We start from the raw sequence: 23,115 nt of genomic DNA on the forward strand, positions 1-23,115 counted from the left end.
TGTAAGGGAGGATTAAAGAAAGGGTGAATCACTGGATGACGAATGGGTTAAACCAAAACGGGCATGGGTCAGTTGCAGAAGGAATCAATACGGTTGCAGGCGGTGTCGCAGCACATGCAGAAGGTTCCGGAGCCAGTGCCTCCGGAAACGCCGCTCATGCAGAAGGTTATATGACGGAAGCTATCGGTATCGCATCGCATGCGGAAGGCTCCACCACCAAGGCCAGCGGAAATATGTCCCATGTGGAGGGATACGCGACGGATGCACTGGGGGAGACCTCTCATGCGGAAGGTTCGAACACGAAAGCGGAGGGGATCAGCTCGCATGCGGAAGGACACTCAACACTTGCGCAGGGTATTTCCTCCCATGCGGAAGGGAGCGGAACAACCGCGAGCAATAGCCATGCGCATGCGGAAGGGACGGGGACGACTGCCAGCGGGGAGTCGGCTCATGCCGAAGGGGTCGGTACGGTTGCACTAGCCGAAGCTGCGCACGCAGAAGGGGCGCAGGCTGTGGCGGAGGGATACGCCTCCCACGCGGAGGGTTCCGGTTCCAGAGCGGGTGCATTTGCTACGCATGCGGAAGGAAACACAACCAAGGCAATGGCATTTGCTTCCCATGCGGAGGGGAATACAACGGAGGCAACTGCGTTTGCAGCGCATGCGGAAGGGAACTCGACAGAGGCAAGTGCGTTCGCGTCGCATGCCGAAGGTGCGGGTACATCAGCCGGAGGGATTGCCGCCCATTCGGAGGGAATCGGTACGTCTGCCCTGCGGCAGGACGGGGTACACATCATCGGCAAATTCGGTCAGGCGGATTCGGGCATTGAAGGGCAGTATTCCTGGTATTTGGCGAATGGCACGGACGAGAAGCATCCCGGCCTCGCAGCCAAAGTAATCGGTGCCTTCGGAAACGCATACGTTAGCGGATATCTTGCCGCCGGAGGGGCAAGCTATGCCGAATGCTTTGAAACGAAAGATGGCAGTCCGATTGAAGTTGGCTATTTCGTGACAACTGAGGGGGACCGGGTCCGCAAAGCGAACGGCAAGGACTCCTATGTGATTGGCGTAACGACGGCACCGTCGGGTTTTGTCGGTGATAGCCGGGAACTGCATTGGGCAGACAAATATACAGTTGATGAATGGGGACGGGTACAAGTCCAGGAGGTTGAGATTCCTCCGTACAAAGACGAAGAAGGAAAAGTAATCATTCCCAAAAGGACCGAACTACAACCAGTATTGAATCCGGCATGGGACCCGGATATTCCGTACGTTTCACGGTTGAAACGGGATGAATGGGTTGTTGTGGGCCTGCTCGGTAAACTGCTTGTCCGCGACGACGGCTCCTGTCAAGTCAACGGATACTGCCAGCCGGGTGAGAATGGCATTGCCACCAAAGCAAAGGAGGGATACCGGGTATTGAAACGCGTTGCTCCGGAGCGAATTTTAATTCTGTTTCGCGGGTGATGCCAAGAAGGGGGAATCCATATTGTACATTGGATTCCCCTCTGAAATGTCAGCAATACATACCTTTTAATCGTATCGGCCGCTATAGTAACCCAAGAGTATGGAGCCGCAGCCTGATGGCCTCTCCGGCAGCTTGCGGAGAATAAAGGTTCTGGATTGTGTGCTGTCCTTCACGGCTTATCCGGTCCCGGAATGTTGCATCGTAGAGGAGTCGCTGCATGTAATGGGCCGCGTGTTCGATGTTCGGTTCCGCCCACATTTGATAGGCTTCGTAAGGGCCATAGTCCTTTCCGAGCGGGACAAGCTTGAACTGAACGGGGCAAGCGTTCGATTCATTCATAAAGTCGGTATTACCCGACCAATTTGTAGCGATGACAGGGGTGCCTGCCGCCATTGCTTCCGCAAGGGGCAGTCCAAACCCTTCGGAACGGTGCAGGGAGATGAGGCAGTCCGCGCGCCGGATTAACGACCGCACATTTGCTCTGGTTAAGGTACCTTCGATCATTCGGATGTTAGGATAAGGCTCCACAAATGACCTTAACCGTTCCACCTCGTCCGGGTGATCATCAGCGTGGTTGATTTTGACCAACAGGCTGACCGAGACATCTTCCGGATGGAAAGCAGTCTGGAAGGCTTTAATTGCACCGTAGGGATTTTTTCTTTCAAGAAAGCTATATCCTGAATACATACAAAGGAAAAGAAAAGGCTTCTCTTCCGTTTTTGAGAACGGGATATCCTTCTTATCCGGTTTCTCTTCCATGCTCCCAAATCCATGCGGGATAAGGGTGACAGGAACGGGTGATTTAGCAGAGAGTGCATTGGCAATAAAGCGGGACGGTACCCATACCTCTTGCACATATTGAAAGCTTGGAATCCAGCGGTCAGGAAAAATGGGAAGTTCCCAATGCCAATAGCCGATATTGAACCTGCCTGCAAACAGAGCCGGACCAAAATGCTGCAGGACAGCTTGCATTTGATCGGCATTAGCATGAATTAGATTAATAGAATATCGTGGATGATCGGTCACTTTATCCAGACAGGATGTATCCTCATTCGGAGAAGGATCACCTTGGCAATAGTTCAGAATGCAGAACGGAATGCCGGCTTCCTCCAATGCCCGGGCCGCCAGCCTGCATGATTGCCCCATACCGGTTTCCGAACGGACGAACCCGATAAGATTGACTCCCTTTTCAACCGGATTCATAGCCTCAGCTCCGTCCAAGCAGATTCTTGATCTTCGTTCCTATGACATGGGGGGCAAATTTGGTATGCATATCGTAGGCAGCTTGTTTAGCAACCGCTTCCCGTTTCGTTTTGTTCTCATAAGCCTCACGCAGTACTTTTGCAACATTCTGAACCGATACGTCGGCCCATTGATGGTTAAGATATACCTCAGGCCGGGAGTATTGGAGTTTCTCCTCTACCGGAACAAGTCCCCCTTCAGGTTCGATCAAGAAACTGTTGCCATCATTCATAAATTCTGTCGGACCTCCCCAACGGATGGATATAGTCGGAAGTCCCAAAGTCATTGCCTCCATCAGAGGCATTCCCCAGCCGCAGGCCCGGTCCATGGATACGTATACGTCACTGGACAGGTAGAAATCAAGAAGCTGATCCTGGGAAAAAGATTCGATAATAACGGCAATTTGCCTCTGGAACCGCTCTTCTGGAATGTGGGACCGAATTTCGTTAAGGACATACTCGGGAGTATGTTCACTGTAGATATATACTTTCAAAATGAGAGAAACCTCTTCCTGAGGGGAAAAAGCCTCGCAAAACGATTCAATCAACAGGTCATACCCTTTGCGGAAATCGAAGCCGAAAACATACGTAAACTTGAAGGTATGGTCCGAAACGGGAAACGGAAATTTGGTAAACGGCCTACCGGGATAAAACTTGGTGACATCAATGGCGTAAGGGACGATCTGAAGTTTGGAAAGAACAACGCCGCTATGATGGAATGTTTGGTGATTAAAGGAGGAAGGAACCCAAATTTCATCCATTTTATTGCAAAACGCGCCCCAGCCGAACGGCAGCCGGTCTGTCTCGAACAGGGTGATTCCGATCTTCTTGGCCGCATGTGGAATTGGCGGTTTCACCACGTGAAAGAGACTGGGCAGCGTATGCAAGACAAAAACCGGGTTGCTGCCGATTTGAGAGGTCGATAACTGTTCGATCCACTGCTTCGTACCCGACCCGATTTCGGAGTGGGCCTCCCCGATTGGGTAGATATATACAGGGATTCCGGCGGCTTCAAGTGCTTTCAAGTAGTTTCGTGAAACATTTCCATACCCGCCCATATCATATACATGTCCCATCCAGTAGACACCGGAGTATTTCATATAAGAATACCTGCCTTTGCAAGAAAATGGATCTCGCCGAAATTGACACTACATCAGTATATGAAAATTTGCAGCCTCGGGGAAACGTACGACCGCATAAGTTCGGGAGATAATTTAAATTTTACGATGGGCAACCAGTGGAATCGTCTATTCCACTATAGTTGGTCTGCATATAATACAGCATGCATGATATATGAACGCCAACCGAGAGGGAGGATTATGATTTGAACCATTTACCCTTGTATGTGGGAAACCATACGATATTGACGAAGCTTTCGAATGGACCGAGAATTTTCCTGGATACCCGTGATCCCGTTTGTCTGGAAATCGCCGTGACCGGCCTATGGGAAGATCACGTTACACAAGTCTTTCTGTCCACGGTCAAGAACGGTATGACGGTATTGGACATTGGGGCGCATTGTGGATACTACTCTATGCTTGCAGGAATGCTGGTCGGTCAGTCCGGGGCGGTCCATGCATTTGAGCCAAACCCGTTTTATCACAAAAACATGTTAAAAAGCATCGGTTACAATGGATTCAAGGATAGGGTCCACTTGAATCGCCTGGCTGCCTCAAACACGAGGGGAGAGATGAAGCTGAGAGCGTTCGGCGAAGGCGGAGCCAGCATCTTCTTTCCGGGTGCGGAGAGTTTGAACGGAGTGACGGAAACAACGGTACCTGTCGGGCTTATTTCCGATTACTTGCCCTCTTTGAAGGTCGATGTTATTAAAATCGATATTGACGGTGGAGAACCGCTCATCATGGATAACTTAATGCAGATTATCAACACCAATGGAAGTATGACCGTCTTTCTGGAGTATTGTCCGTTAATCTATGGCGGCTACCCTCCGGAGTCCGTACTCAGGCCTTTTGTCGAAACCGGGTTCAGCTTCCACAACATTCAGCGGAATTTTGAGGTTAAGCCGACGAATGCAGACTTTTTGGCCGATTACGGGGAATTGGAACATATTGATTTAATGCTGGTCAGATAGAAGGGGCTTTTCCCTGAAGTAGCCTACTCTGCTTCAGGGAAAAGCCCTCTTTTGTGGTTTTTATTTGTGGATAATTAGTCCGATAGAGGTTGATACATATTGCCCAAGCTGGAGGCGCAGATGGGGGTTGTGGGTAAAAGGCGGTACATCGACACACGACTCTACGGGGCCGGTTCCCACAGTATAATCAATATCGATCTTATGACCGAGACTTCTGAGTTCAGCCACCATCCACTCGATATCCTGCTGCCGGAACAGAACGGTCATGTCATGATCAAGTGTATGCTCATTGGAGGTCAGATTAAATTCGGTCGTATGAACGGCAACGCCTCCCGGACGCAAGCATTTCATTTGATTGATGATAAACTGCTTGCCTTGATCCAGTGAGCCTAAATGTTCGAAGGAGCAGGAGGACCACGTAAAGTCATATTTATTGTTATACTTCGGGTTAATATGGTTCATATCCGAATATTCGAATTCAACGAGTTGAACGAATTGGGAGGGGGTACAAATCCCTTCACTATTTAAATCTTCCAGACTAACCGCATGCTGGTTCGTATCGACCCATCCCATTGACTTGGCCCTGGCAAAGTCCAGGTCTGTCGCTGTGATAGAACAACCGTGGGAAGCGAAGGCCGCTGTTAACGGTTCAGTACCAACGCCGAATCCAAGCCCTTTTTTACCGGGGCGCAGCAGATCCCGTTCTTTCAATGCTTGATAAATGTAGCACCATTCCCATATTTTCCGGTGAAAACGGAATTGTTCTCTGCGGATGTGCGGGTGGGACTTGAGCAGAAACGTTTCGGCTTTCATCTTTTCATTGCCGATCGCATACCATTCCGTACAGAAGTCCTTCTCACTGCAAAGTTTCGATTTGAGCATCATGCAGCCCCTTTCGCTTATTGTTTAGGCGGTAACGCCCATTGATAGAGCTGAACAAACTTTTGGAGATAACTGTAGTACTCCTCCCAATTCGTATCATGAAGGCGATAGTGTAAAATCCAGGGATCGCGCTGAGCCGGGATGACGACCCAATATCCGGAAGTCGTAAAGCGAATGGATTGGGAGGCATCATAAAAATGGAAGCCTGTTACGGCTTCATCCCACTCGACGTCGTATTGGGTCACCATGAAGGCGCCGTCTATGGATTGAACAATCTCATAAGGGGAAGTGATTTCATTGATAACCTGCACCGAAAAAACACCGTCTACATAAGAAACCCACTTTGTATGCAATGGCTCACCTTCCCACCAAACCCCCGAAGCAGGCTGATTCTTGCTTCCCATAACGCCGATCATGCCGATTTTAGGTTCTTGTCCAAAAACGCCGAGACATTCATAAATAAAATCCTGATTAATAATGAACGTATCCTGGTGCAAATAAACTTTGTACTTGGAACGGCAAGCCCGCATCCCTGCATTATATCCTGCCGTCATACTGGCGGCACCGTATATCGGGACGATTTCGAGAGAAAATCCGGGAGGCAGACGTAGAAGATTCAAGTAGGAAACGCATCGCTGATACATTTTTTCATCTGATACACAGGAGATGAATGCGATGGAATGAGGATCGGGTATCACGGCCTTATCCCTCCGTTTGAAAGGTAAATGAAAATCGGGGTGGACTTTTTATTTCGATTTTTTTCTGCAAACGGCGATAACGAATGTAGGCTGCGCATTTTTGATGCGGCTGAGTGGTACCAAATGATACAGATTCTTCAACTCCGAGACAAATTCAAGGTACAGGGGAGCATCATCCGAATGAAGACCTGTTGATTCCCGGATCGGTTGTATAGCGGGCTGTTCAAAATCGTGAACGAACGTTTGTCCGTACAATTCAGCGATATCGTACTCAGTAAGAAGTTCACCTACGAATTCAGGGAGACTATATTCGAACAGGTGATAGGTATGCCGGGGCTTTTCACCAAAATATATGCCCGGACTGTGCAGCACCCGGTTAGGTGTAGATATGATCAATAGTCCTCCGTCTTTTAACACTCTGGCTGATTCGCGTATCCAATCCGCCCCGTTCGGGATATGCTCGATCGTCTCAAACGAGATGACAATATCAAAGGTTTCGTTGGCAAAAGGCAGTGAGAGAATGTCCGCAATCAAAAATCGGGTATTTGGGCCCTGATAATGGGAGGAGGCGTAGCGGATGCTTTCTGCAGAAATATCGATTCCCGTCGCCTGCCGGACTCCGGCGATTTCAAACATTTTTACCCCGTAACCGGCTCCGCAAGCTGCATCAAGTATGATTTTATCTTTAACAAATCTGCTGGCAAAGTCATAGCGCATCACATGCTCATGAAACACTTTGGCATAATGCTGTTTCACCTGGTCGTTTATGACTAAACGTTCACCAGTGAATTCCATGTGGGTATATTCCGTGTTCAGTACTACTTGGAAGTGTGCCTGAGGCATGCGCGCCGGGCTCCGGTTGAATTCACTTAAAATTTGATTGATGATCCGGTCGTTTATCGTCATAATTCCCTCCTAGGTGGCAAACTGTTCTATTGCTAAGATATGATCCGTCAGGGCGTCTCGCTTGGATGGGTATCCATTACCGGAATGCGAAATATATTGTCTCCGTACGGGAAGCGAGCCCTTCCGGCTCATGAGCAATATGCATAGCATGTATCGTATGGCATTTTCAGGGGGGAGCAAGATGAACACCCATTTATTTGCTTTCATTTGTTGTGTGAATGATGAGAAGACCTATGATTTTCATGTCAAACATATCAATAAGTTAGTGATTCCGCCCGGATATGCCGTCGAGTTGGTTCCGGTCTATGGTGCTTCCAGCATGACTAAAGGATATAACGAGGGGATGCGGCGGACGAATGCGAAATATAAAGTCTATCTGCATCAGGATACATTTATTATAAATGAGCATTTTATTGGGGACTGTCTGAATGTGTTCCTCCTGGATGAGCGGATCGGAATGCTGGGTGTTGTCGGATCTAAACATGTACCTCCAACAGGTTCCTGGTGGGACGGGAAGCCGCAATACGGGCTGATAGAGGCTTGTTTCACCAATCATATAACGCTTCGTATCGGTGAGGTCGAAGGACTTTTTGCTCCCGTCGAAATTATTGACGGGGTTATCATGATCACTCAGTACGATTTGGAATGGGACGAACGTTTGGACGGATTTCATTATTACGACACAACGCAATCCATCCGCTTTAACCTTCGCGGGTACCGGGTCGTTGTTCCTGCCCAGCAATCGGCATGGGTATATCATCATTGCCTGGATGATGCAAACTGGGATCAATACAGACTGGCACAAAGGCATTTTATGCACATGTATCGCTGGCCATTCTTTGGCGGGGAGGTGAAGACAGACGATGGAAGTCAATCAGCTCATGATATCCATGACATATGGTGACGCTATAGGAAATTCCGCGCTGAATATCAAAAAAGTATTGAATGCCCACGGAGTCAAATCAGAAATTTATGCCCGGAACATTCACCCTTACTTTTACGGGACCGTACATCCGGTGAACGAAATTCCGCTTGACCGCCATGTTATTTATCATATGAGCATCGGCTGCGAGTTGAACCATATTATTCCGGATTTCACCGGGCAAAGGTGGATGATTTACCACAACATCACCCCGGATTGCTATTTTGAACCCTACGATTCGCATATCGCCTCGTTGTGCAAACAAGGGCGGACCGATTTGGCGCAGATGAGGCCGTATATTCATATGGCTCTCGCCGACTCGGAATATAACCGTCAGGAGCTTCTCCATTATGGCTACGGAAATACGGCCACAGCTCCCATTATTCTCGATTTTGACGATTACGACCGACCGACGGATACGGAGTTGCTCCACTGGCTTGCCGGCAGTAAGCAGGGAAAGGATATCCTTTTCGTCGGGAGGATAGTGCCAAACAAGAAAATCGAGGATGTTGTCCACGCATTTGCCTTTTACCAAAAGCATATGCAGCCGCAAGCCAGGCTGTTCTTGGTGGGGACCACGGTGATTGAAGCTTATACGGAAGAAATCAAGCGGTTGGCCCGACAGTATCTGCTAAATATTCATTTAGTGGGACATGTGAGCTTTGAACAGCTGTTGGCGTATTACCGTAATGCAGATCTTTTTTTGTGCATGAGCGAGCATGAGGGATTTTGTGTACCATTGCTCGAAGCCATGCATTTTAATGTTCCAATTGTCGCTTATAACAGCAGTGCTGTCGGAGAAACGCTCGGAAGCGGTGGTCTGCTTGTTTCAAATAAGGATTGGGTAGCTATAGCCGCTTTAATGAATCAGGTACTGGAAGACGATTCATTGAAGATGAGGGTACTTAACGCCCAGAGAAAAAGACGGGCTGCCTACTCGAAAACCAACACCCAAAAAATTTGGTGGGATTACCTGCAGTGCCTGCTATGACAATATGCACCCTTTGGAATGGTTCGATAGATTCCAAAGGGTGCATGTTTATGGAGTGACGGACTATACCTGTTCCGCCATATATTGTTCAATTTGCCGGATGCAGATGGACCGAACGCCCTCCCGCTTCTGGTATGCGTGCATCCATTCCACCACTTTGTCCAGCGCCTGATTCAGGTTCCACCGGGGCATCCATCCGAGCTGCTCAACCGCTTTTGAGCAGTCTAGCTTGAGCATGGCGGTTTCGTGGGGGTGGGATTGATCATCCACTTCGTACCCAACCGCCCCCCATTTGTCACATAGACACCGAACGACCCATTCTACCGGTTTGGCATCCCTGTATGCAGGGCCAAAGTTCCAGCTCTGGGCATAAATTGGTCCTTCCTCGTAAGCCCGTTGTGCCAGCAGTAGATACCCCCCAGCGGCTCCAGTACATGCTGCCATGGTCTGACAGATTGGGGATGGCGGATTGTGATCTTGTCTCCTTGGGGGAAACTTCGGATGCAATCGGGAATAAGCCGGTCCCGGGCCCAGTCACCCCCTCCGATAACGTTGCCTGCCCGCGCCGTTGCAAGACAGATTTGATGCTGATCGTATTCAGACGGATGAAAATAGGAATAGCGGTAAGCTGCCGTGACAAGCTCGGAACATGCTTTGCTGCTGGAGTAGGGGTCGGAACCCCCAAGAGGATCATTCTCCCGGTATCCCCAGATCCATTCCCGGTTATCGTAGCACTTGTCTGTTGTGACATTAATAATGGACTTTGTCCGGGTGGGTCCTTTGGTGTTAAGGTGACGAACCGCTTCCAGCAGGTGAACGGTACCCATTATATTCGTTTGATACGTGTAAACAGGGTCTTGATAAGATTCCCGAACTAGTGGTTGAGCCGCCATATGAATCACGATATCCGCATCTGCATCTGCAAGTGCCTGCCTCAGCCGGCCCCCGTCCCTGACGTCCGCGTAAATAGTAGGGACGATATCCTGCAAGTTTCCGAGCCCGAACAAGCTGGGATTTGTCGGCGGATGCAGTGCATAACCGACAGGCTTGGCGCCAAGCGTGTATAGCCATAAGCATAACCAGGCTCCTTTAAACCCGGTATGACCGGTTATGAATACCTTTTTTCCTTTCCAGAACTCCCGATCCATATGCCTCACCATTTCTTCCATGCGGCCTGTCCGGAATTCCACAGTTGTTCCAGATAGTTTTTGTCTCGCAGCGTGTCCATTGGTTGCCAAAATCCTTTGTGTTTGAATGCAGCCAGCTGTTCATCCCTGGCCAGGCTTTCAAGAGGCTCTCTCTCAAAGCTTGTCTGTTTACCCTCGATATAATCGAATACTTCGGGCTGTAATACAAAAAAACCCGCATTAATCCAGCCGCCATCACCCTTTGGTTTCTCTTGGAAACCGGTGACACAGTTATCCTCCGTGACATCGAGCGCCCCAAACCTGCCTTGCGGCTGCGTTGCCGTCACGGTCGAAAGCTTGCCGTGGGCTTGATGGAATTTCACCAGCTCCCCGATATCGATATCGGATACTCCATCGCCGTAAGTCATCATGAACGGCTCGTTCCCAACGTATTTTTGAATGGCTTTGATGCGGCCGCCTGTCATTGTGTCTCTGCCCGTCTCTACCAGAGTTACCGTCCATGGTTCTGCGGCATGATTATGGACGATAGACTCGTTCTCTCCAAGCCGGAATGTTACGTCGGAATCGAACAAGTAATAATGGGCAAAGTACTCTTTTATCAGGTAGCTTTTATATCCCAAACAAATAATGAAGTCATGATATCCATAGTAAGAGTAAATTTTCATAATGTGCCAGAGGATCGGCTTATCTCCGATTTCGATCATGGGCTTCGGTTTCAAGTGGGATTCCTCGCTTATTCTTGTTCCGAATCCTCCGGCTAATATGACGACCTTCAAGGGTCTAACCTCCCCGGATTTTAATTGGAAGACAATTCAATCAGGCATACTAAGAACGGTTAAATGGTGCCGTATACGCCTCTTGTCCGGGTTCTCCGCCCCACTTGACTACATAATAACGGAGGTATTGGGAAAAAGTGGCATTGTGTACGGCAGCCAGTGAAGCATCGGATTTTACGGTAGAGGCACCGCTGTTATGATGCAAGATGGGAACTTCCGTATTGATTTGCGGGTAGCCCGCCAAATTCAAACGGCGGTAATAATCGCCATCAGCGAAATATTTGGGCAGGTACGTATCCCACAGGCCGACTTCGGTCATGGCTTTTACATTAAAGGCGGTAAGAGCGTCGCAACGGGGGATAGCGGTTCTCCAATTTACATTAGACTGAGAAAGCTGCTCTACCTTTTTCAGAAATAATTCGGCCATACCAGGGGGCATTTCCGCATCGTTATGCATGAACATCATAACGTCGCAGTGGTTCGTTTCCCCTTTCCGCTTCAGCAAATTCATCGTTTGGCTAAGTGAAAGAGGGACGGGAGGCTCAATGATGTTTACACAAGAAGCGAGCGGGCTTGTGCGCAGCGTACGTAGCTCGGAATTGTCAACAATGGAAGTATGCCGCCACAATGGTTCGATACTGCGGACGGCCCGTTCCAGTAAGTCATGGCGGTTGACGAATCCGATGAACAACAAATAATTCATCACGCATTCTCCTCCTTCTGGTTTCCGGAACTACTTCTCATTGATATAGGTCTTATAATCTCGGTAATAATCGGGCCAATGAGTCGGTGGCGGCGTCGTAGAAGAGGGGTCGTAAGGAATACGGTATTTTTCTTGCACCTGCATGTCGCCCCATTTCGCTTTATAAATTTCCAGCCACAATGGCCCCATCACCTGGGTTAATGAAAACAGGAGGGGATCTTTTTTAATCGTATTGCTTCCGCCGTTATGGTGGGTCAGCGGAAGATACGTGTCCACTATGTCGTATCCGGCAATATGAATGCGCTGGCAGTAATCGTAATCACTGAAAATATCGGACCAGACCGTATCCCATAAACCAATTTTTTTCACGGCTTCCATCCGCATGGCTGCGAGCAAAAAGCCGTTCGCCAGCAAGACACCCCAATTCTTGTCTGAATGCACAAGGTTTTCTAAAGCTGAAAGATAAGCTTCAATTGTACCCGGATGCAATTCAACATCGTTATGCATGAAAATGACGGCGTCGGCTTCACACTCTTCACCAACACGAATGAGGTAGTTCATCGATTGGGTGAATGTAAGGGGGACGGGAGGCTCCAGAATTTGCACTCCCTGCGGAAAAGATTCCCCCCGTAAAGCAAGATCAGAAGTATTATCAATAATGACGGTATGGTTCCAACACGGCTTAATGCTGTTAAGGGCGAGGCGCAATAAATCGAGGCTGTTTCGGTAGAAGAAGCCGTATACGTACTTCATGTCTCCTCCTCCTGACGTCTATATGATTCTTTTAATGTAGGCGCTTGGCCAATACGTAATCCGCTCTGTAATGTTTCCTTCGTTGAACGGAAAAAGGGGTTCTTCCAGTACGAACCTGGGATCGTTTTGCACGAATTGCTCGGCGGCCGCTTTTGGATTATCCCAGGACCAATCCTGTTTTATACCGGGTGCCCCGGCTAGTTGTTCCATAATACCGTCTGTAGCTACAATATACGAATCCGCAGAGACAAGCGGGGAATAAAGCTGCAGTTCCTGCAGTACATGCTGCTTGCTATGATTGGAATCAAGGATAACGAGTACGCGCTCTCCATCTTTCACTAATGAGCGGACCTGTTGTACGATAGCGGAATCCACAGAGTTTCCTTCAATAAGTGTAATGTAGTCAAACAATTCGTGGTTTTCGATTTTCTGGCGGTTGTGCGGGCGGATTTCAATATCAATCCCAATGACTCTTCCCTTTCCCATCGCCTTGCAAAAGCTGGAGTAATAAATGAGGGTACCCCCGTGTGCGATTCCCGTTTCAATGATGACGTCGGGTTGGACACGATAGATAAGCTCCTGGATGCGAATCATATCTTCGGGCAATTGAATGATAGGCCGGCCAAACCAGGTGAAGCTGTATGCGTATTTATTCATCCATCCGCATTTCAACCAAACGTCCGAAAGATACGTGAACGCTTCTTTGGTGTACAAGTCCAGCTCCAACTGTTCTCCTCCGTTATCAATGGATAACTTTCTTTCGTTCAGGTCGATATTTAACTTCATTCCATTCACTCCAGCTCCATAAGGTTTACCGGAAGTTCATGATCTGCAAGCAAATGTTGAACCTCCGTTTTATAATTCGGATTCATTAAGATAACGTTCCGGATCCCCAGATCGGGAAGGTCACGGCAATGCACGATCGGATGCCCTGTACCCGGAAGATATTGTCCTTGTTTATTCGGATTTATATCCACAATACAGGAGATATGCGTTCTTTCGGGGTCAAATAATTGGGCAAATGTGACCCCCTTTGCTCCGGCACTCCATATGGCAAGAGGCCCTTCCGCCAATGTCAGATGGAACAGTTCCCGCCATCTGTTCATTGTGTTGTTCTCCTGCTGCCGGTATTGACGTGCTGCTTCCACTACTTGGACTGTATCGGAAAGGGGGTCACCCGCCAAATCAAACGTCTTTGCCGGATTATCTGCATTAAGTGAAGCCTCTAACCATAAATACTGGCCGTTAAAAACGTGGCTTATCTGTTCCGTTTTGAAGCCTGCCTGCTGAAATGCTTTAGTAAGGGAAGCTGCAGAGAAATAAGAACAGTGTTCATAGAAAAAATCCCATACTGCGTGATGATTGAAAATCCACTCTACACAGGGCGTCTCGAAAAAGACACGTGCTTGGGGGGAATTCCGGAGCGCTTTTCGAACAGTTGACAGCAGGCCGACCGGATCCGGGATATGCTCAATGACATGACGGCAGACCACAATATCAGCCGGAATATGCTCATATTTGGGCCCATATAGGTCTTTGATAAAGCCAAGTCTTCCGTCGAATGCTTTTTCAGGGCCATCATAACTCGGGTCAAACCCGTATCCCGTCAACCGGTCATCGAGGTCGAACAGTTGATGAAGGAAACTTCCCTTTCCGCATCCTACTTCGATGATCGTTGTTTCCGGTTTACCCGCTGTCTGTCTGACGATAGATTGAGCCAGAGAACCCGTATAACCGGAAAATACGGAGGAGTAATTCTGGCTATTGTTATAATGCTGATCGTAGCTCATCAGGGCAGGATCAAAGGCTTCGTTAAACACGAATCCGCAGCGCCCGCAAATGCGGATGGCCAGGTCGCCCCGCTTTATGTTAACGGCATCCTCTTGAACCTGACATATCATATTCTGATGAACGGGAACTTGCGCTCTATACAATAAACATTCTGTCTGTTTATCAGTGCAGACAGGGCATTTTGCAGAGATGGTTTTCATCTTTCCTCTCCCTTCATCGTTTCTTTCCACCAGGCAATTGTACATTCCAATCCCGCCTCCAGGCCGGTTTCCGGACTCCAGCCGAGATCACGCAAGCGGCGTACATCACCCAGGACAAGCGGAGTTTCGTTCTGTTCGGCTCGAAGGGCTTCGCATCGGACCAGCTCTGGGGTTCCTAACATAGCGGCTATTGTTTTGGTCAACGTTTTCAAGGAAATGGCTTGCCCTGATGCGATATTGAATGTACCGCCAGCGTCGGTTTCCAATAGAGTGATTAGTGCAGAGGCCGCATCATCCACATACAGGTAATCCCGGAAAGCATTCCCGTTGGTGCACGTAGCTTCGGTTTGCCGCAGGAGCGACCGGATGACAGTTGGAACGAAACGGGAAGGGGATTCCCGGGGTCCGTACAAGTAAAAAAGCCTGCCCCATGCGAAGGAGAGTCCCGCTTGTTCAGAATAGGCTTGCATGAGAAGACGGGTTATATTTTTGCAAGTGGCGTAAGGGGATGTGAAAGCAAGGGGGCTTGCTTCCGATAGTACCCCGTGTTTCCAGTCATATTCCGCACAAGTACCCGCTGCGACAAAGCGTTGTCCGCCGTTGGCATGGAAATAACGGATTAACCGCAAGGAGGCCTCGGCCCACTGGAAATTAGCCGGTGATGTCCAATAAAGCCCGGGTTCCGCTTCCCAGGCCAAATGAAGCAGATGAGTAGGCTGAACGAGATTCAGGAGATTCACGGTTTGTTCAGCGTTGAACAGATCAGTCTTATGCCAAGTTATATTGGAAACGGCATAGGGATGATCCGGTAAAGGTACTGTTCGTGAAACGGCATGAATTTTATCCGGGTTTTTGTCTAGGAGCTTTAATACACTACTGCCAATAAAACCTCCGGCTCCAGTAACAAGAACTGTCCTCATCGGGAGAACTCCCTATAATCTGGGTAATGGCGGTCCCGTTCAGAAATGATTTTCACATCAAGGGGCCATACGATGCTGAAGGAAGGATCGTTCCAGCGGATGCCGGCTGCTGCCTCAGGCTTATAAGGACTGCTCATATAGTAAAGGACCTCAGTCTCATCCTGCAGTGTCTGGAACCCGTGGGCGAAACCTTCCGGTATATACAGCATCGTCCCGCTATTTCCGGCCAGGTGAACAGCGAACGTTTGCCTATAGGTTTTGGAAAGCGGGCGCAAATCTATAATGACATCATAAAGCTCACCCCGAATACACTGGACAAGCTTGGCTTCCCCGTAAGGGGGATGCTGATAATGCATGCCCCGAATCGTTCCTCGTTTGCGGTTATAGGAAAGATTACACTGTATGAATTGCGGCATCAGACCCCTTGCTTCGAATTCGTTAGCGCAGAAAGTCCGTGTGAAGAATCCCCGTTCATCTTCATGCTTTTCGAGTCCAATGAGATAAGCTCCCTCCAATGGAGTTTTGGAAAATTTCATTCCAGCACCTCCGGTTCGGGGATAAGCCGGAGCCACTGACCACCCCATTGCCGAATGTAGCCGGTTTGGGTGATCACTTCATCCGATAAGTTCCATGGCATGATAATGACCACATCCGGCTCCGTTTCCCTAATCCGGTCAGGCGGGTAAATGGGAATACGGGTGCCGGGCAAATATAGCCCTTGCTTGTAAGGATTTCTGTCTACGACGTAATCGATCACGTCTTTTCCGACTCCGCAATAGTTTAATAGCGTATTTCCTTTGGCAGGGGCACCGTATCCAACCATTTGTTTGCCCTTGTTTTTTAACCCGATAAGGCATTTCCAAATATCCCTTTTTACTTGCTTTACCTGTTCGGAGAAGACGAGATACGCCTGAAGGGTATCCAGTTTGTATGTCCGTTCCTGCTCTATAAGCTTCCGTAACCGTTCGGTCTCCTGTTTAGTGCCGTCTGTCTCGTGTTTGGCATAAATCCGCAGCGACCCTCCGTGTGTAGAAAGCTCCTCTACATCGAAAATTACAAGTCCGTGACTGGCGAACACATGCTTAACGGTTAACAGGGAGAAATAGGAGAAATGTTCATGGTAGATCGTATCGAACTGATTGTGAAGCATCAATTGAAGCAGATGGGGAAATTCCATTGTAATGATGCCGTTCTCGTTCAACAATATTTTCATGCCGGATATAAAATCATTTAAATCCGGTACATGAGCCAGCACGTTGTTGCCAATCAGCAAATCGGCACCGCGGCCCTGGCGGGTGAGTTCAGAAGCCAGCTTGCTTCCGAAGAAATCTATGACCGTGGGAATTCCTCTTTCTATGGCTGCTTCTGCTACGTTACCGGCCGGCTCGATGCCGAGAACCCGGATGCCGCTCTGTTTGAAGTATCGCAGCAAGTAGCCATCGTTACTGGCGATCTCTACAACATTCGAATGTTTATCCAAACCGAATGCTGACGTGACTTGGTGCGCATACCGTTCGGCATGCGCGAGCCAGCTGCTGGAGAAGGAACTGAAGTAGGCATAGTCGCCAAAAATATGCTCGGGGGACTCGAACTGTTCCAGTTGGACGAGGAAACAGGATGCGCATACATAGGCATGCAGAGGGTAGAAAGCTTCGTATTTCCCAAGATGCTCTTCTTTGACGAATGCATTGGATAGCGGCGTTAAACCTAAATCCACGAAGCTGTACAGTGTCGAACGGGAACAAAACCGGCACTGTGCTGCACTCGTCATCCGGAAATCATCTCGCTTCCTATAAAATGGCTCCGATAACACATGGATGGTTTCCTCCTTGTTATAGTTACCACATCGTATTCTTGAGCTCTATAAAAAGTGACTTTGTCCGGGGAAGATGGCCTCACGGCTATTGGTGGACAAGAATTGGGTAATTGGTTATGGAATGTTCGTCCAAACCTAATGATGCGAGGTTCATAAAATAGTATATCAAACGCAAAAGGAGTGAAAGAATCATGCTAACCTATTTGGAAACTACAGATTTAGATGATTGAATATGACGGTTCGTCCAAGCGAAACTATGAAAGATTCATAAGATAGAGTATCAAATGTAAAGGAGGTGAAAGAATCATGCCGACCTATTTAGATGATCAGGTTTCCCAAAACTCCGGTTCTTTTGGATCTCCGTTGACTCCCGTTGACGGCGCCCCTCTTCTGTTTGGGACGTTGGGGTTAATCACATCAGGTGCAGGACCGAATTTGCGTGTACAATTTGAGGCCACTGTTACAATAAGTGCAATTGTTAGCGTTGCTTCATCCGTTATCATTCAAATTGTCAGAGGATTGGGCGGACCGGGGGTAGGAACGACTGTTTATACAGCGATCCATACTTTACCTCTGCTCGGTGTGGGCGTTTTGAGCACAGAAGTCATCACCATTGCCGGTTCCGACTTCCTGCCTCCGAACCCTGGCTTCCTGACTTACCAGGCTTTCGTCAGTGTGACCGGTATAGCTTTGGCGACTCGCGTAGGCCCTGAAAGCTTTCATGCACTCGCAGCTTCCGATTAATTTAATACAACAGATAAGAAAGCCCAACCCTTCGGGGTTGGGACTTTTTTAGGTCGCTGAACTGGACCGGGTACAAAGGGAATTTATCCCTTTGCTCTTTCTTCAAATAATTTCACAATCTCAATAACAACATTAGTTGCTTTGATCATATTATCCACCGAGATATACTCGAACTTGCCGTGGAAGTTTTCTCCGCCTGTAAATATGTTTGGGGTTGGCAGTCCCATATAGGAAAGCTGTGAACCGTCCGTACCGCCCCGGATGGGGGAGATTTTCGGTTCAATTCCCAAGTTTTTCATCGCTTGATAGGCAATATCCACAATCTCTTTTACCGGCTCGATCTTTTCTCTCATGTTGTAATATTGATCGTTCATATCAAGCGTAATGCACTCGTCTCCATAAATTTTCCTCAGTTCATTTGCAATTTGTTCAACCCTGGCTTTTCTCGCATTGAATTGCTCCCGGTTGAAATCCCGTATAATATAGTGAAGCTTCGTCTGTTCCACATCACCATGAATAGAGACCAAATGGTAGAAGCCTTCATAACCCTCCGTTAGTTCAGGCGCCTCATCAGGCGGAAGTCTTCTGTGGAATTCCATCGCAATCTTAGCGGAGTTCACCATCTTGCCTTTCGCCGTTCCAGGATGAACGCTGTTTCCCTTTATGGTAAGTTTGGCTGCGGCAGCGTTAAAGCTCTCATATTCCAGTTCGCCAAGCGGACCGCCATCTACCGTATAGGCGTATTTAGCGTTAAAGGCGGCAACATTAAATTTATGGGGGCCTCTTCCGATTTCTTCGTCAGGTGTAAAAGCTACCCTTATTTTGCCGTGCTTGATTTCCCGATGCCGGATCAGATAGGCCATAGCTGTCATAATCTCGGCAATGCCCGCTTTGTTGTCTGCACCAAGCAAAGTCGTGCCGTCTGTGGTGATCAAGGTATGGCCTTTATAACCCGATAGTTCAGGGAACTCTTTAGGAGACAAGATGACGTTAAGCTCTTTGTTCAAGACGATCTCCTTGCCGTCATAGTTTTCCACAAGCTGCGGGTTCACATTAGCTCCGGTAAAATCTGTGGCCGTATCTACGTGTGCTAAAAATCCGATGGTCGGCACCTGCTTGTCTGTGTTGGAGGGAAGGCTGGCCATAACATATCCGTTCTCATCGATGGTTACTTCCTCCATACCTATGGTTTTAAGTTCTTCCACCAACTGATTGGCAAGTTTCAGCTGCCCCGGCGTGGAAGGACAGGCCTCGCTGTTTTCATTGGATTGGGTATCTACTTTCACGTAGGAGGTAAACCGTTCAATGATCTCTTGCTTCACTTTTTTCATCTCCTTTAGCCATTCTGTGTTTATTGTACCACGGCTGCTTGAAGGCCATGTTACTTTTTCCAATATTCCTGTTGCTGCTAAAATATCATGGCGCCCAGTTAGTTTTGAAAAATGTCACTTTGGAAGTACGGAAAGGGGAAAGAATCGGGCTCATTGGCCCTAACGGCAGCGGGAAATCTACCCTATTAAGAAGAGAAAGACCGGAAACCAGGACGGCCGCCTGAAAAGGCAGATCCGGAAGGACAGATCCGTAAAACCTCATTGGCTAATAAACCTTGTCCGCCCAATAAGCCGGACCATAGGAGTACCGGGTTGGAGCGGAGGATTCATGGATTGGAACAAAAGATGAAAATTCTGGATGCTGCTCTGGATGCTCCGGGGGAGTGGACCTTAAACATCCAAGATCCAGGCGACATTTGGAAAGAGAGGGAAAAGGTCCAGGAAGAGCTTGACATTCTTTACGAGCAATGGCTGGAAGCTGAAGAATCCTCTTAGCAATACTGAAAAGGCAACGCGTAACTCTTCCGTTACGCGTTGCGGCATTGCACGGCAGGTGGTCAAACCCCATGCAACTACGGTAAATCAGGCACCTCAGCTTATTTCGGAAGGCGGTATACGGCAAAAGGTTCTCCATACCGGAAGGGACGGCTGATGGAATCCAGCCTGTCCAGAATCTCCTGACTCAGTTCCAGGGATACACTTTTCCCATTTTCCTCAACTTGGCCGGCACGGGTAGCGCCTACGATCACGGTGGAAACAGCGGGCTGATGCATGAGCCATGCCAGGGAGAGGGTTCCCGGACTGCAGCCGAGTTCCTCCGCCAGTCCGCTGACTTGATGTCCGAGGGTTAGTCTTTCTTCACTTAAAAAGCGGGTAAAGTTTGGATCTGTTTCGGCACGGGACCCCGCGGGTACGGCTTCTGCCGAGCTGTATTTGCCGGTTAGAATTCCTCCTGCGAGCGGATAATAAGGGATCATCCCCACACCTTGATCCAGACAGAGAGGAATCAACTCCTGTTCAATTGTCCGGTCCGCGAGTGAATAACAGGATTGCATGGATATGAAACGGTTCAGTCCCAACCGGTCGCTTATTCCGAGAGCCTTCATCAGTTCCCAGGCCGCGTAGTTGGAAGCCCCGATATAACGGACTTTGCCTGTGCGGACCATATCGTCCAGTGTCCTGAGTGTCTCTTCAAGCGGTGTGTAGGGATCAAAGGTATGAATTTGATAAAGATCCACATAATCAGTTTTAAGCCGCTTCAAGCTTTTATCCAGCTCCTGCTGAAGGTGATAGCGTGATGAACCCTTTTCATTAGGACCTTCTCCTTGAACCAGTCCGGCTTTGGTTGCCAGTATCACATTGTGCCGTCTTCCGGTTAAGGCTTTACCGATGATTCTTTCCGACTCGGACCCGGCGTAAATATTAGCGGTATCAATGAAATTAATTCCGATGTCCAGAGCCTGATGAATAACCCGGACAGATGCTTCTTCGCCGGCGCGCTTTCCAAAAGCATTAGTGCCCAGACCTAAAGCGGATACTTTTAATCCGCTGCTTCCTAATCGGTGAAATTTCATAATTGGTTCACATCTCCTTCTTCACGTATGAAATTCATCTCAGACTGTCGACAAACCCCATAATCAGGAAATGGCTATGTAAAAATGAGGTGGGAGATATCCTGTAAGAGTTTACGTCCGCCTTTGGGACCTATGAAATACCGTTAATTCCAATCCCTTTCGCGGGTTCCCGGGCAGCGGCTGAGGGATTTCCCCACTGGCCTATGCAGACCATTTCCAATTGAAGTGGGTTTCCGGGCAAGCCCAATTCTATTGTAGAATAAAGAGGGAGGATAAGTACAGATTTATGTTGATAATGATTCTCAATTCCGATAAAATAGCGGAGTACATATTTGATTAACCTTATGAATAAGTTAGGGTGTTATTCTTTGCAGTTAAACGGAAATCAGAAAGGAGAGAAAGCCATGAGCTGGTTATGGTTTGCACTTGCTTCAGCGGTTATGGCTGCGCTTGTTTCCATTTTTGGAAAAATAGGCCTTCATCAGGTCGATCCTAACACGGCTACGACGATCCGGGCCGTGATTATGATGCTGTTTCTGATGGGGGTTCTGGCCGTCCAGGGGAAATTGTCCCAAATCGGTGATGTCCTGGTAAATAAGAAGGCAATGCTCTTTATTATTCTTAGCGGGGTGGCGGGCGCTTTGTCCTGGCTGTTTTATTTTGTGGCTATTCAAAAGGGCGAGGTAGCCAAAGTAGCTCCGATCGATAAGCTTAGCGTCGTATTGGCAGTAGGATTCGCTCTCTTGTTTCTTGGGGAAAGATTATCTTTCTGGGGCGGGGTCGGAGTGGCCTTTATTGCCGTGGGGGTGTTGATTACCGCTTTGGCCGCATAAGGGGAATAATCGGGCCGGCAGCATTTTCTGCAAAGAAAATGGCTGCTTTTTTTGGTTTATGGAATCTCTTTTTCCGAAAAAGGTTTATAATGTTAAGGTTGCATCATGATGTTGGACATAAAGGGGTATCTCTCGTGACATTCGGACAATTCTTCAAACTGGTTGAGATTCGGACTAAAACAGCAAGTATAATCCCGTTCTTTATGGGAACCTTATATGCCTTCTTCCGTTTTCAAGAATTCCACGGTTTCCATTTCTTGCTGATGCTGATTTCTCTGCTTTCATTTGACATGGCGACTACGGCTATTAACAACTACTATGACTATAAAAGAGCGGTTAAAACTGACGGATACGGATATGAGGTCCATAATGCCATTGTGCAGTACAAGCTGAAAGAAAGCACGGTAGTTACCGTGATTATTACACTGCTGTTTGTGGCGGCGGTAGCTGCTTTCTGGATATTTATTGAGACAGATATTCTGATTTTCCTGCTTGGGGGCCTCTCGTTTCTGGTGGGCATTTTATACTCTTTCGGACCTCTGGCCATTTCCCGAATGCCACTGGGTGAGCTGTTCTCAGGGCTTTTTATGGGCTTTGTCATTCTGTTCATTTCGTCTTATATCCATCTGGAACAAGGACAGATTGTATTGCTTATGCTGGAGGATAAATGGCTGACCGTTCACGTGGACATCCGGGAAGTCCTGCTGATGCTGCTGGTCTCGATTCCCGCTATCGCCGGCATTGGGAATATCATGTTGGCCAACAATATTTGCGACATGGAAGAGGATGTCGAGAATAAACGGTATACCCTTCCTGTCTACATCGGGAAAACGCTGGCGCTGAAGCTGTTCCGGCTTGTTTATTATGTTTCTTATCTGGATCTGATCGTACTATATCTGCTGGGTGTTCATCCGGTTCTTCTTGTGCTTGTGCTGATCACTTTTATACCATTACGGAAAAATATTACGCTGTTTGTTCGTAACCAATCGAAGGCAGAGACGTTCGGATTAGCCGTTCAAAATTTTATCATTCTGAACATGGCGAGAATTGTTGTATTGGGGGCAGCCATATTGCTTCACTTCACAGGATTTTGGGAACTTAACCGATACATATGAACACAAACAGGATCTCCTTTGTAATTTTGGAAGAGATCCTGTTTTTAACTCTTACAATAAAGTGCAGACACCAGGTCCGGTTAGTCCGATACCTACAGCCAGAGCGATCAAAATGAAATTGTATTCAAAACCGTTTTGAGTAGGTATGATTTCCTCGGGTTGTTATGTATGGAGGTATGAAATTTCATGGCACATCTTTCCCGTTTTGTTTT

26 protein-coding genes are annotated in these 23,115 nt (G+C 48.2%); 9 read left to right on the forward strand and 17 right to left on the reverse strand.

Features of this window, described 5'->3' with window-relative positions; all coding sequences use genetic code 11:
- The first annotated feature begins 23 nt into the window (after positions 1-23).
- Positions 24-1,466, forward strand: a complete 1,443-nt coding sequence (locus BXP28_RS17075) for a peptidase G2 autoproteolytic cleavage domain-containing protein (RefSeq protein ID WP_144029502.1) — start codon at positions 24-26, stop codon at positions 1,464-1,466.
- 82 nt (positions 1,467-1,548) lie between these two features.
- On the opposite strand, the gene BXP28_RS17080 is transcribed toward BXP28_RS17075, so the two are convergent.
- Both BXP28_RS17080 and BXP28_RS17085 read right to left on the reverse strand, forming a co-directional pair.
- On the reverse strand, positions 1,549-2,670 hold the full coding sequence (locus BXP28_RS17080) for a glycosyltransferase family 4 protein (RefSeq protein ID WP_024092978.1): 1,122 nt from the start codon (positions 2,668-2,670) through the stop codon (positions 1,549-1,551).
- A gap of 4 nt (positions 2,671-2,674) precedes the next feature.
- Positions 2,675-3,808: a glycosyltransferase family 4 protein gene (locus BXP28_RS17085; protein WP_023482363.1), complete on the reverse strand. Its 1,134-nt coding sequence runs from the start codon at positions 3,806-3,808 to the stop codon at positions 2,675-2,677.
- A 224-nt stretch (positions 3,809-4,032) separates the two neighbouring features.
- Here BXP28_RS17085 and BXP28_RS17090 point away from each other — a divergent pair, with 224 nt between their 5' ends.
- Positions 4,033-4,800 carry an FkbM family methyltransferase gene (locus tag BXP28_RS17090; protein ID WP_036655636.1) on the forward strand — a complete coding sequence of 256 codons (768 nt, stop codon included), beginning with the start codon at positions 4,033-4,035 and terminating at the stop codon, positions 4,798-4,800.
- 60 nt (positions 4,801-4,860) lie between these two features.
- On the opposite strand, the gene BXP28_RS17095 is transcribed toward BXP28_RS17090, so the two are convergent.
- Genes BXP28_RS17095 through BXP28_RS17105 form a run of 3 tightly spaced genes read right to left on the reverse strand, consistent with a single transcriptional unit; the run spans position 4,861 to position 7,286 of the window.
- Positions 4,861-5,682, reverse strand: coding sequence for a methyltransferase domain-containing protein (locus tag BXP28_RS17095; protein ID WP_036655634.1), 822 nt, complete (start codon positions 5,680-5,682; stop codon positions 4,861-4,863).
- 17 nt (positions 5,683-5,699) lie between these two features.
- A complete protein-coding gene (locus BXP28_RS17100; protein ID WP_023482360.1) occupies positions 5,700-6,380 on the reverse strand; it encodes a glycosyltransferase family protein in 681 nt (226 codons plus the stop codon).
- A gap of 48 nt (positions 6,381-6,428) precedes the next feature.
- Complete coding sequence (locus tag BXP28_RS17105; protein WP_023482359.1) at positions 6,429-7,286, reverse strand: class I SAM-dependent methyltransferase; 858 nt, start codon at positions 7,284-7,286, stop codon at positions 6,429-6,431.
- Positions 7,287-7,467: 181 nt separating this feature from the next.
- On the opposite strand from BXP28_RS17105, the gene BXP28_RS17110 reads away from it, so the two are divergent.
- Together BXP28_RS17110 and BXP28_RS17115 are read left to right on the forward strand one after the other, a co-directional pair.
- The gene (locus tag BXP28_RS17110) at positions 7,468-8,190 is read left to right on the forward strand and encodes a glycosyltransferase family protein (protein WP_051427956.1); all 723 of its coding nucleotides are present in this window, start codon (positions 7,468-7,470) and stop codon (positions 8,188-8,190) included.
- The gene (locus BXP28_RS17115) at positions 8,150-9,199 is read left to right on the forward strand and encodes a glycosyltransferase family 4 protein (protein ID WP_046654998.1); all 1,050 of its coding nucleotides are present in this window, start codon (positions 8,150-8,152) and stop codon (positions 9,197-9,199) included. Before BXP28_RS17110 ends, BXP28_RS17115 begins: the two co-directional genes overlap by 41 nt.
- A 63-nt stretch (positions 9,200-9,262) precedes the next feature.
- Here the strand turns inward: BXP28_RS17115 and BXP28_RS25260 are convergent, their stop codons facing one another.
- From BXP28_RS25260 to BXP28_RS17160, 10 genes are read right to left on the reverse strand one after another with little or no spacing between them, the layout of a single operon-like run.
- Positions 9,263-9,469: a hypothetical protein gene (locus BXP28_RS25260; protein WP_311795071.1), complete on the reverse strand. Its 207-nt coding sequence runs from the start codon at positions 9,467-9,469 to the stop codon at positions 9,263-9,265.
- Positions 9,470-9,519: 50 nt separating this feature from the next.
- A complete protein-coding gene (gene rfbG / locus BXP28_RS17120) occupies positions 9,520-10,347 on the reverse strand; it encodes a CDP-glucose 4,6-dehydratase (RefSeq protein ID WP_367869682.1) in 828 nt (275 codons plus the stop codon).
- A 5-nt stretch (positions 10,348-10,352) separates the two neighbouring features.
- Positions 10,353-11,123: a glucose-1-phosphate cytidylyltransferase gene (gene rfbF / locus BXP28_RS17125; RefSeq protein WP_024092971.1), complete on the reverse strand. Its 771-nt coding sequence runs from the start codon at positions 11,121-11,123 to the stop codon at positions 10,353-10,355.
- A gap of 49 nt (positions 11,124-11,172) precedes the next feature.
- Complete coding sequence (locus tag BXP28_RS17130; protein WP_023482354.1) at positions 11,173-11,829, reverse strand: glycosyltransferase family 2 protein; 657 nt, start codon at positions 11,827-11,829, stop codon at positions 11,173-11,175.
- Between the two features lie 27 nt (positions 11,830-11,856).
- Complete coding sequence (locus tag BXP28_RS17135) at positions 11,857-12,579, reverse strand: glycosyltransferase family 2 protein (RefSeq protein WP_023482353.1); 723 nt, start codon at positions 12,577-12,579, stop codon at positions 11,857-11,859.
- An 18-nt stretch (positions 12,580-12,597) separates the two neighbouring features.
- Complete coding sequence (locus BXP28_RS17140; protein WP_023482352.1) at positions 12,598-13,365, reverse strand: cephalosporin hydroxylase family protein; 768 nt, start codon at positions 13,363-13,365, stop codon at positions 12,598-12,600.
- A 5-nt stretch (positions 13,366-13,370) separates the two neighbouring features.
- Positions 13,371-14,570, reverse strand: a complete 1,200-nt coding sequence (locus BXP28_RS17145) for a class I SAM-dependent methyltransferase (RefSeq protein ID WP_036655627.1) — start codon at positions 14,568-14,570, stop codon at positions 13,371-13,373.
- Complete coding sequence (locus BXP28_RS17150) at positions 14,567-15,490, reverse strand: NAD-dependent epimerase/dehydratase family protein (protein ID WP_023482350.1); 924 nt, start codon at positions 15,488-15,490, stop codon at positions 14,567-14,569. Before BXP28_RS17150 ends, BXP28_RS17145 begins: the two co-directional genes overlap by 4 nt.
- The gene (gene rfbC / locus BXP28_RS17155; protein ID WP_024092967.1) at positions 15,487-16,026 is read right to left on the reverse strand and encodes a dTDP-4-dehydrorhamnose 3,5-epimerase; all 540 of its coding nucleotides are present in this window, start codon (positions 16,024-16,026) and stop codon (positions 15,487-15,489) included. Before rfbC ends, BXP28_RS17150 begins: the two co-directional genes overlap by 4 nt.
- Complete coding sequence (locus BXP28_RS17160) at positions 16,023-17,261, reverse strand: class I SAM-dependent methyltransferase (protein WP_036657260.1); 1,239 nt, start codon at positions 17,259-17,261, stop codon at positions 16,023-16,025. Before BXP28_RS17160 ends, rfbC begins: the two co-directional genes overlap by 4 nt.
- A gap of 351 nt (positions 17,262-17,612) precedes the next feature.
- Here BXP28_RS17160 and BXP28_RS17165 point away from each other — a divergent pair, with 351 nt between their 5' ends.
- Positions 17,613-18,050 carry a hypothetical protein gene (locus BXP28_RS17165; protein ID WP_036655625.1) on the forward strand — a complete coding sequence of 146 codons (438 nt, stop codon included), beginning with the start codon at positions 17,613-17,615 and terminating at the stop codon, positions 18,048-18,050.
- Between the two features lie 83 nt (positions 18,051-18,133).
- Here BXP28_RS17165 and pepT read toward each other — a convergent pair whose 3' ends face one another.
- On the reverse strand, positions 18,134-19,372 hold the full coding sequence (pepT, locus tag BXP28_RS17170) for a peptidase T (RefSeq protein ID WP_036655623.1): 1,239 nt from the start codon (positions 19,370-19,372) through the stop codon (positions 18,134-18,136).
- Between the two features lie 56 nt (positions 19,373-19,428).
- Between pepT and BXP28_RS17175 the strand changes: the two genes are divergently transcribed.
- Positions 19,429-19,605 (forward strand): ATP-binding cassette domain-containing protein, encoded by a 177-nt coding sequence (locus BXP28_RS17175; RefSeq protein WP_096761128.1) that lies wholly within the window; start codon positions 19,429-19,431, stop codon positions 19,603-19,605.
- 109 nt (positions 19,606-19,714) lie between these two features.
- Positions 19,715-19,876 carry a hypothetical protein gene (locus BXP28_RS17180; RefSeq protein WP_158225700.1) on the forward strand — a complete coding sequence of 54 codons (162 nt, stop codon included), beginning with the start codon at positions 19,715-19,717 and terminating at the stop codon, positions 19,874-19,876.
- Between the two features lie 101 nt (positions 19,877-19,977).
- Here the strand turns inward: BXP28_RS17180 and BXP28_RS17185 are convergent, their stop codons facing one another.
- Positions 19,978-20,955 (reverse strand): aldo/keto reductase, encoded by a 978-nt coding sequence (locus BXP28_RS17185; protein ID WP_023482345.1) that lies wholly within the window; start codon positions 20,953-20,955, stop codon positions 19,978-19,980.
- 404 nt (positions 20,956-21,359) lie between these two features.
- Here BXP28_RS17185 and BXP28_RS17190 point away from each other — a divergent pair, with 404 nt between their 5' ends.
- Both BXP28_RS17190 and BXP28_RS17195 read left to right on the forward strand, forming a co-directional pair.
- On the forward strand, positions 21,360-21,788 hold the full coding sequence (locus BXP28_RS17190; RefSeq protein ID WP_036655618.1) for an EamA family transporter: 429 nt from the start codon (positions 21,360-21,362) through the stop codon (positions 21,786-21,788).
- A 134-nt stretch (positions 21,789-21,922) separates the two neighbouring features.
- Positions 21,923-22,903 (forward strand): 1,4-dihydroxy-2-naphthoate polyprenyltransferase, encoded by a 981-nt coding sequence (locus tag BXP28_RS17195; protein WP_174567578.1) that lies wholly within the window; start codon positions 21,923-21,925, stop codon positions 22,901-22,903.
- Positions 22,904-23,115: the final 212 nt, after the last annotated feature.

Source organism: Paenibacillus larvae subsp. larvae (assembly GCF_002003265.1).
GTDB lineage: Bacteria > Bacillota > Bacilli > Paenibacillales > NBRC-103111 > Paenibacillus_H > Paenibacillus_H larvae.

What these genes read in the sequence shown, in the direction of transcription:
- BXP28_RS17080 (WP_024092978.1), bottom strand. Translation starts at nt 2,670, where the DNA reads ATGAATCCGGTTGAAAAGGGAGTCAATCTTATCGGGTTCGTCCGTTCG.
- BXP28_RS17085 (WP_023482363.1), bottom strand. Translation starts at nt 3,808, where the DNA reads ATGAAATACTCCGGTGTCTACTGGATGGGACATGTATATGATATGGGC.
- BXP28_RS17095 (WP_036655634.1), bottom strand. Translation starts at nt 5,682, where the DNA reads ATGCTCAAATCGAAACTTTGCAGTGAGAAGGACTTCTGTACGGAATGG.
- BXP28_RS17105 (WP_023482359.1), bottom strand. Translation starts at nt 7,286, where the DNA reads ATGACGATAAACGACCGGATCATCAATCAAATTTTAAGTGAATTCAAC.
- BXP28_RS17110 (WP_051427956.1), top strand. Translation starts at nt 7,468, where the DNA reads ATGAACACCCATTTATTTGCTTTCATTTGTTGTGTGAATGATGAGAAG.
- BXP28_RS17115 (WP_046654998.1), top strand. Translation starts at nt 8,150, where the DNA reads ATGGAAGTCAATCAGCTCATGATATCCATGACATATGGTGACGCTATA.
- rfbG (WP_367869682.1), bottom strand. Translation starts at nt 10,347, where the DNA reads ATGGATCGGGAGTTCTGGAAAGGAAAAAAGGTATTCATAACCGGTCAT.
- BXP28_RS17135 (WP_023482353.1), bottom strand. Translation starts at nt 12,579, where the DNA reads ATGAAGTACGTATACGGCTTCTTCTACCGAAACAGCCTCGATTTATTG.
- BXP28_RS17140 (WP_023482352.1), bottom strand. Translation starts at nt 13,365, where the DNA reads ATGAAGTTAAATATCGACCTGAACGAAAGAAAGTTATCCATTGATAAC.
- BXP28_RS17145 (WP_036655627.1), bottom strand. Translation starts at nt 14,570, where the DNA reads ATGAAAACCATCTCTGCAAAATGCCCTGTCTGCACTGATAAACAGACA.
- BXP28_RS17150 (WP_023482350.1), bottom strand. Translation starts at nt 15,490, where the DNA reads ATGAGGACAGTTCTTGTTACTGGAGCCGGAGGTTTTATTGGCAGTAGT.
- rfbC (WP_024092967.1), bottom strand. Translation starts at nt 16,026, where the DNA reads ATGAAATTTTCCAAAACTCCATTGGAGGGAGCTTATCTCATTGGACTC.
- BXP28_RS17160 (WP_036657260.1), bottom strand. Translation starts at nt 17,261, where the DNA reads ATGACGAGTGCAGCACAGTGCCGGTTTTGTTCCCGTTCGACACTGTAC.
- BXP28_RS17165 (WP_036655625.1), top strand. Translation starts at nt 17,613, where the DNA reads ATGCCGACCTATTTAGATGATCAGGTTTCCCAAAACTCCGGTTCTTTT.
- BXP28_RS17175 (WP_096761128.1), top strand. Translation starts at nt 19,429, where the DNA reads ATGTTACTTTTTCCAATATTCCTGTTGCTGCTAAAATATCATGGCGCC.
- BXP28_RS17185 (WP_023482345.1), bottom strand. Translation starts at nt 20,955, where the DNA reads ATGAAATTTCACCGATTAGGAAGCAGCGGATTAAAAGTATCCGCTTTA.
- BXP28_RS17190 (WP_036655618.1), top strand. Translation starts at nt 21,360, where the DNA reads ATGAGCTGGTTATGGTTTGCACTTGCTTCAGCGGTTATGGCTGCGCTT.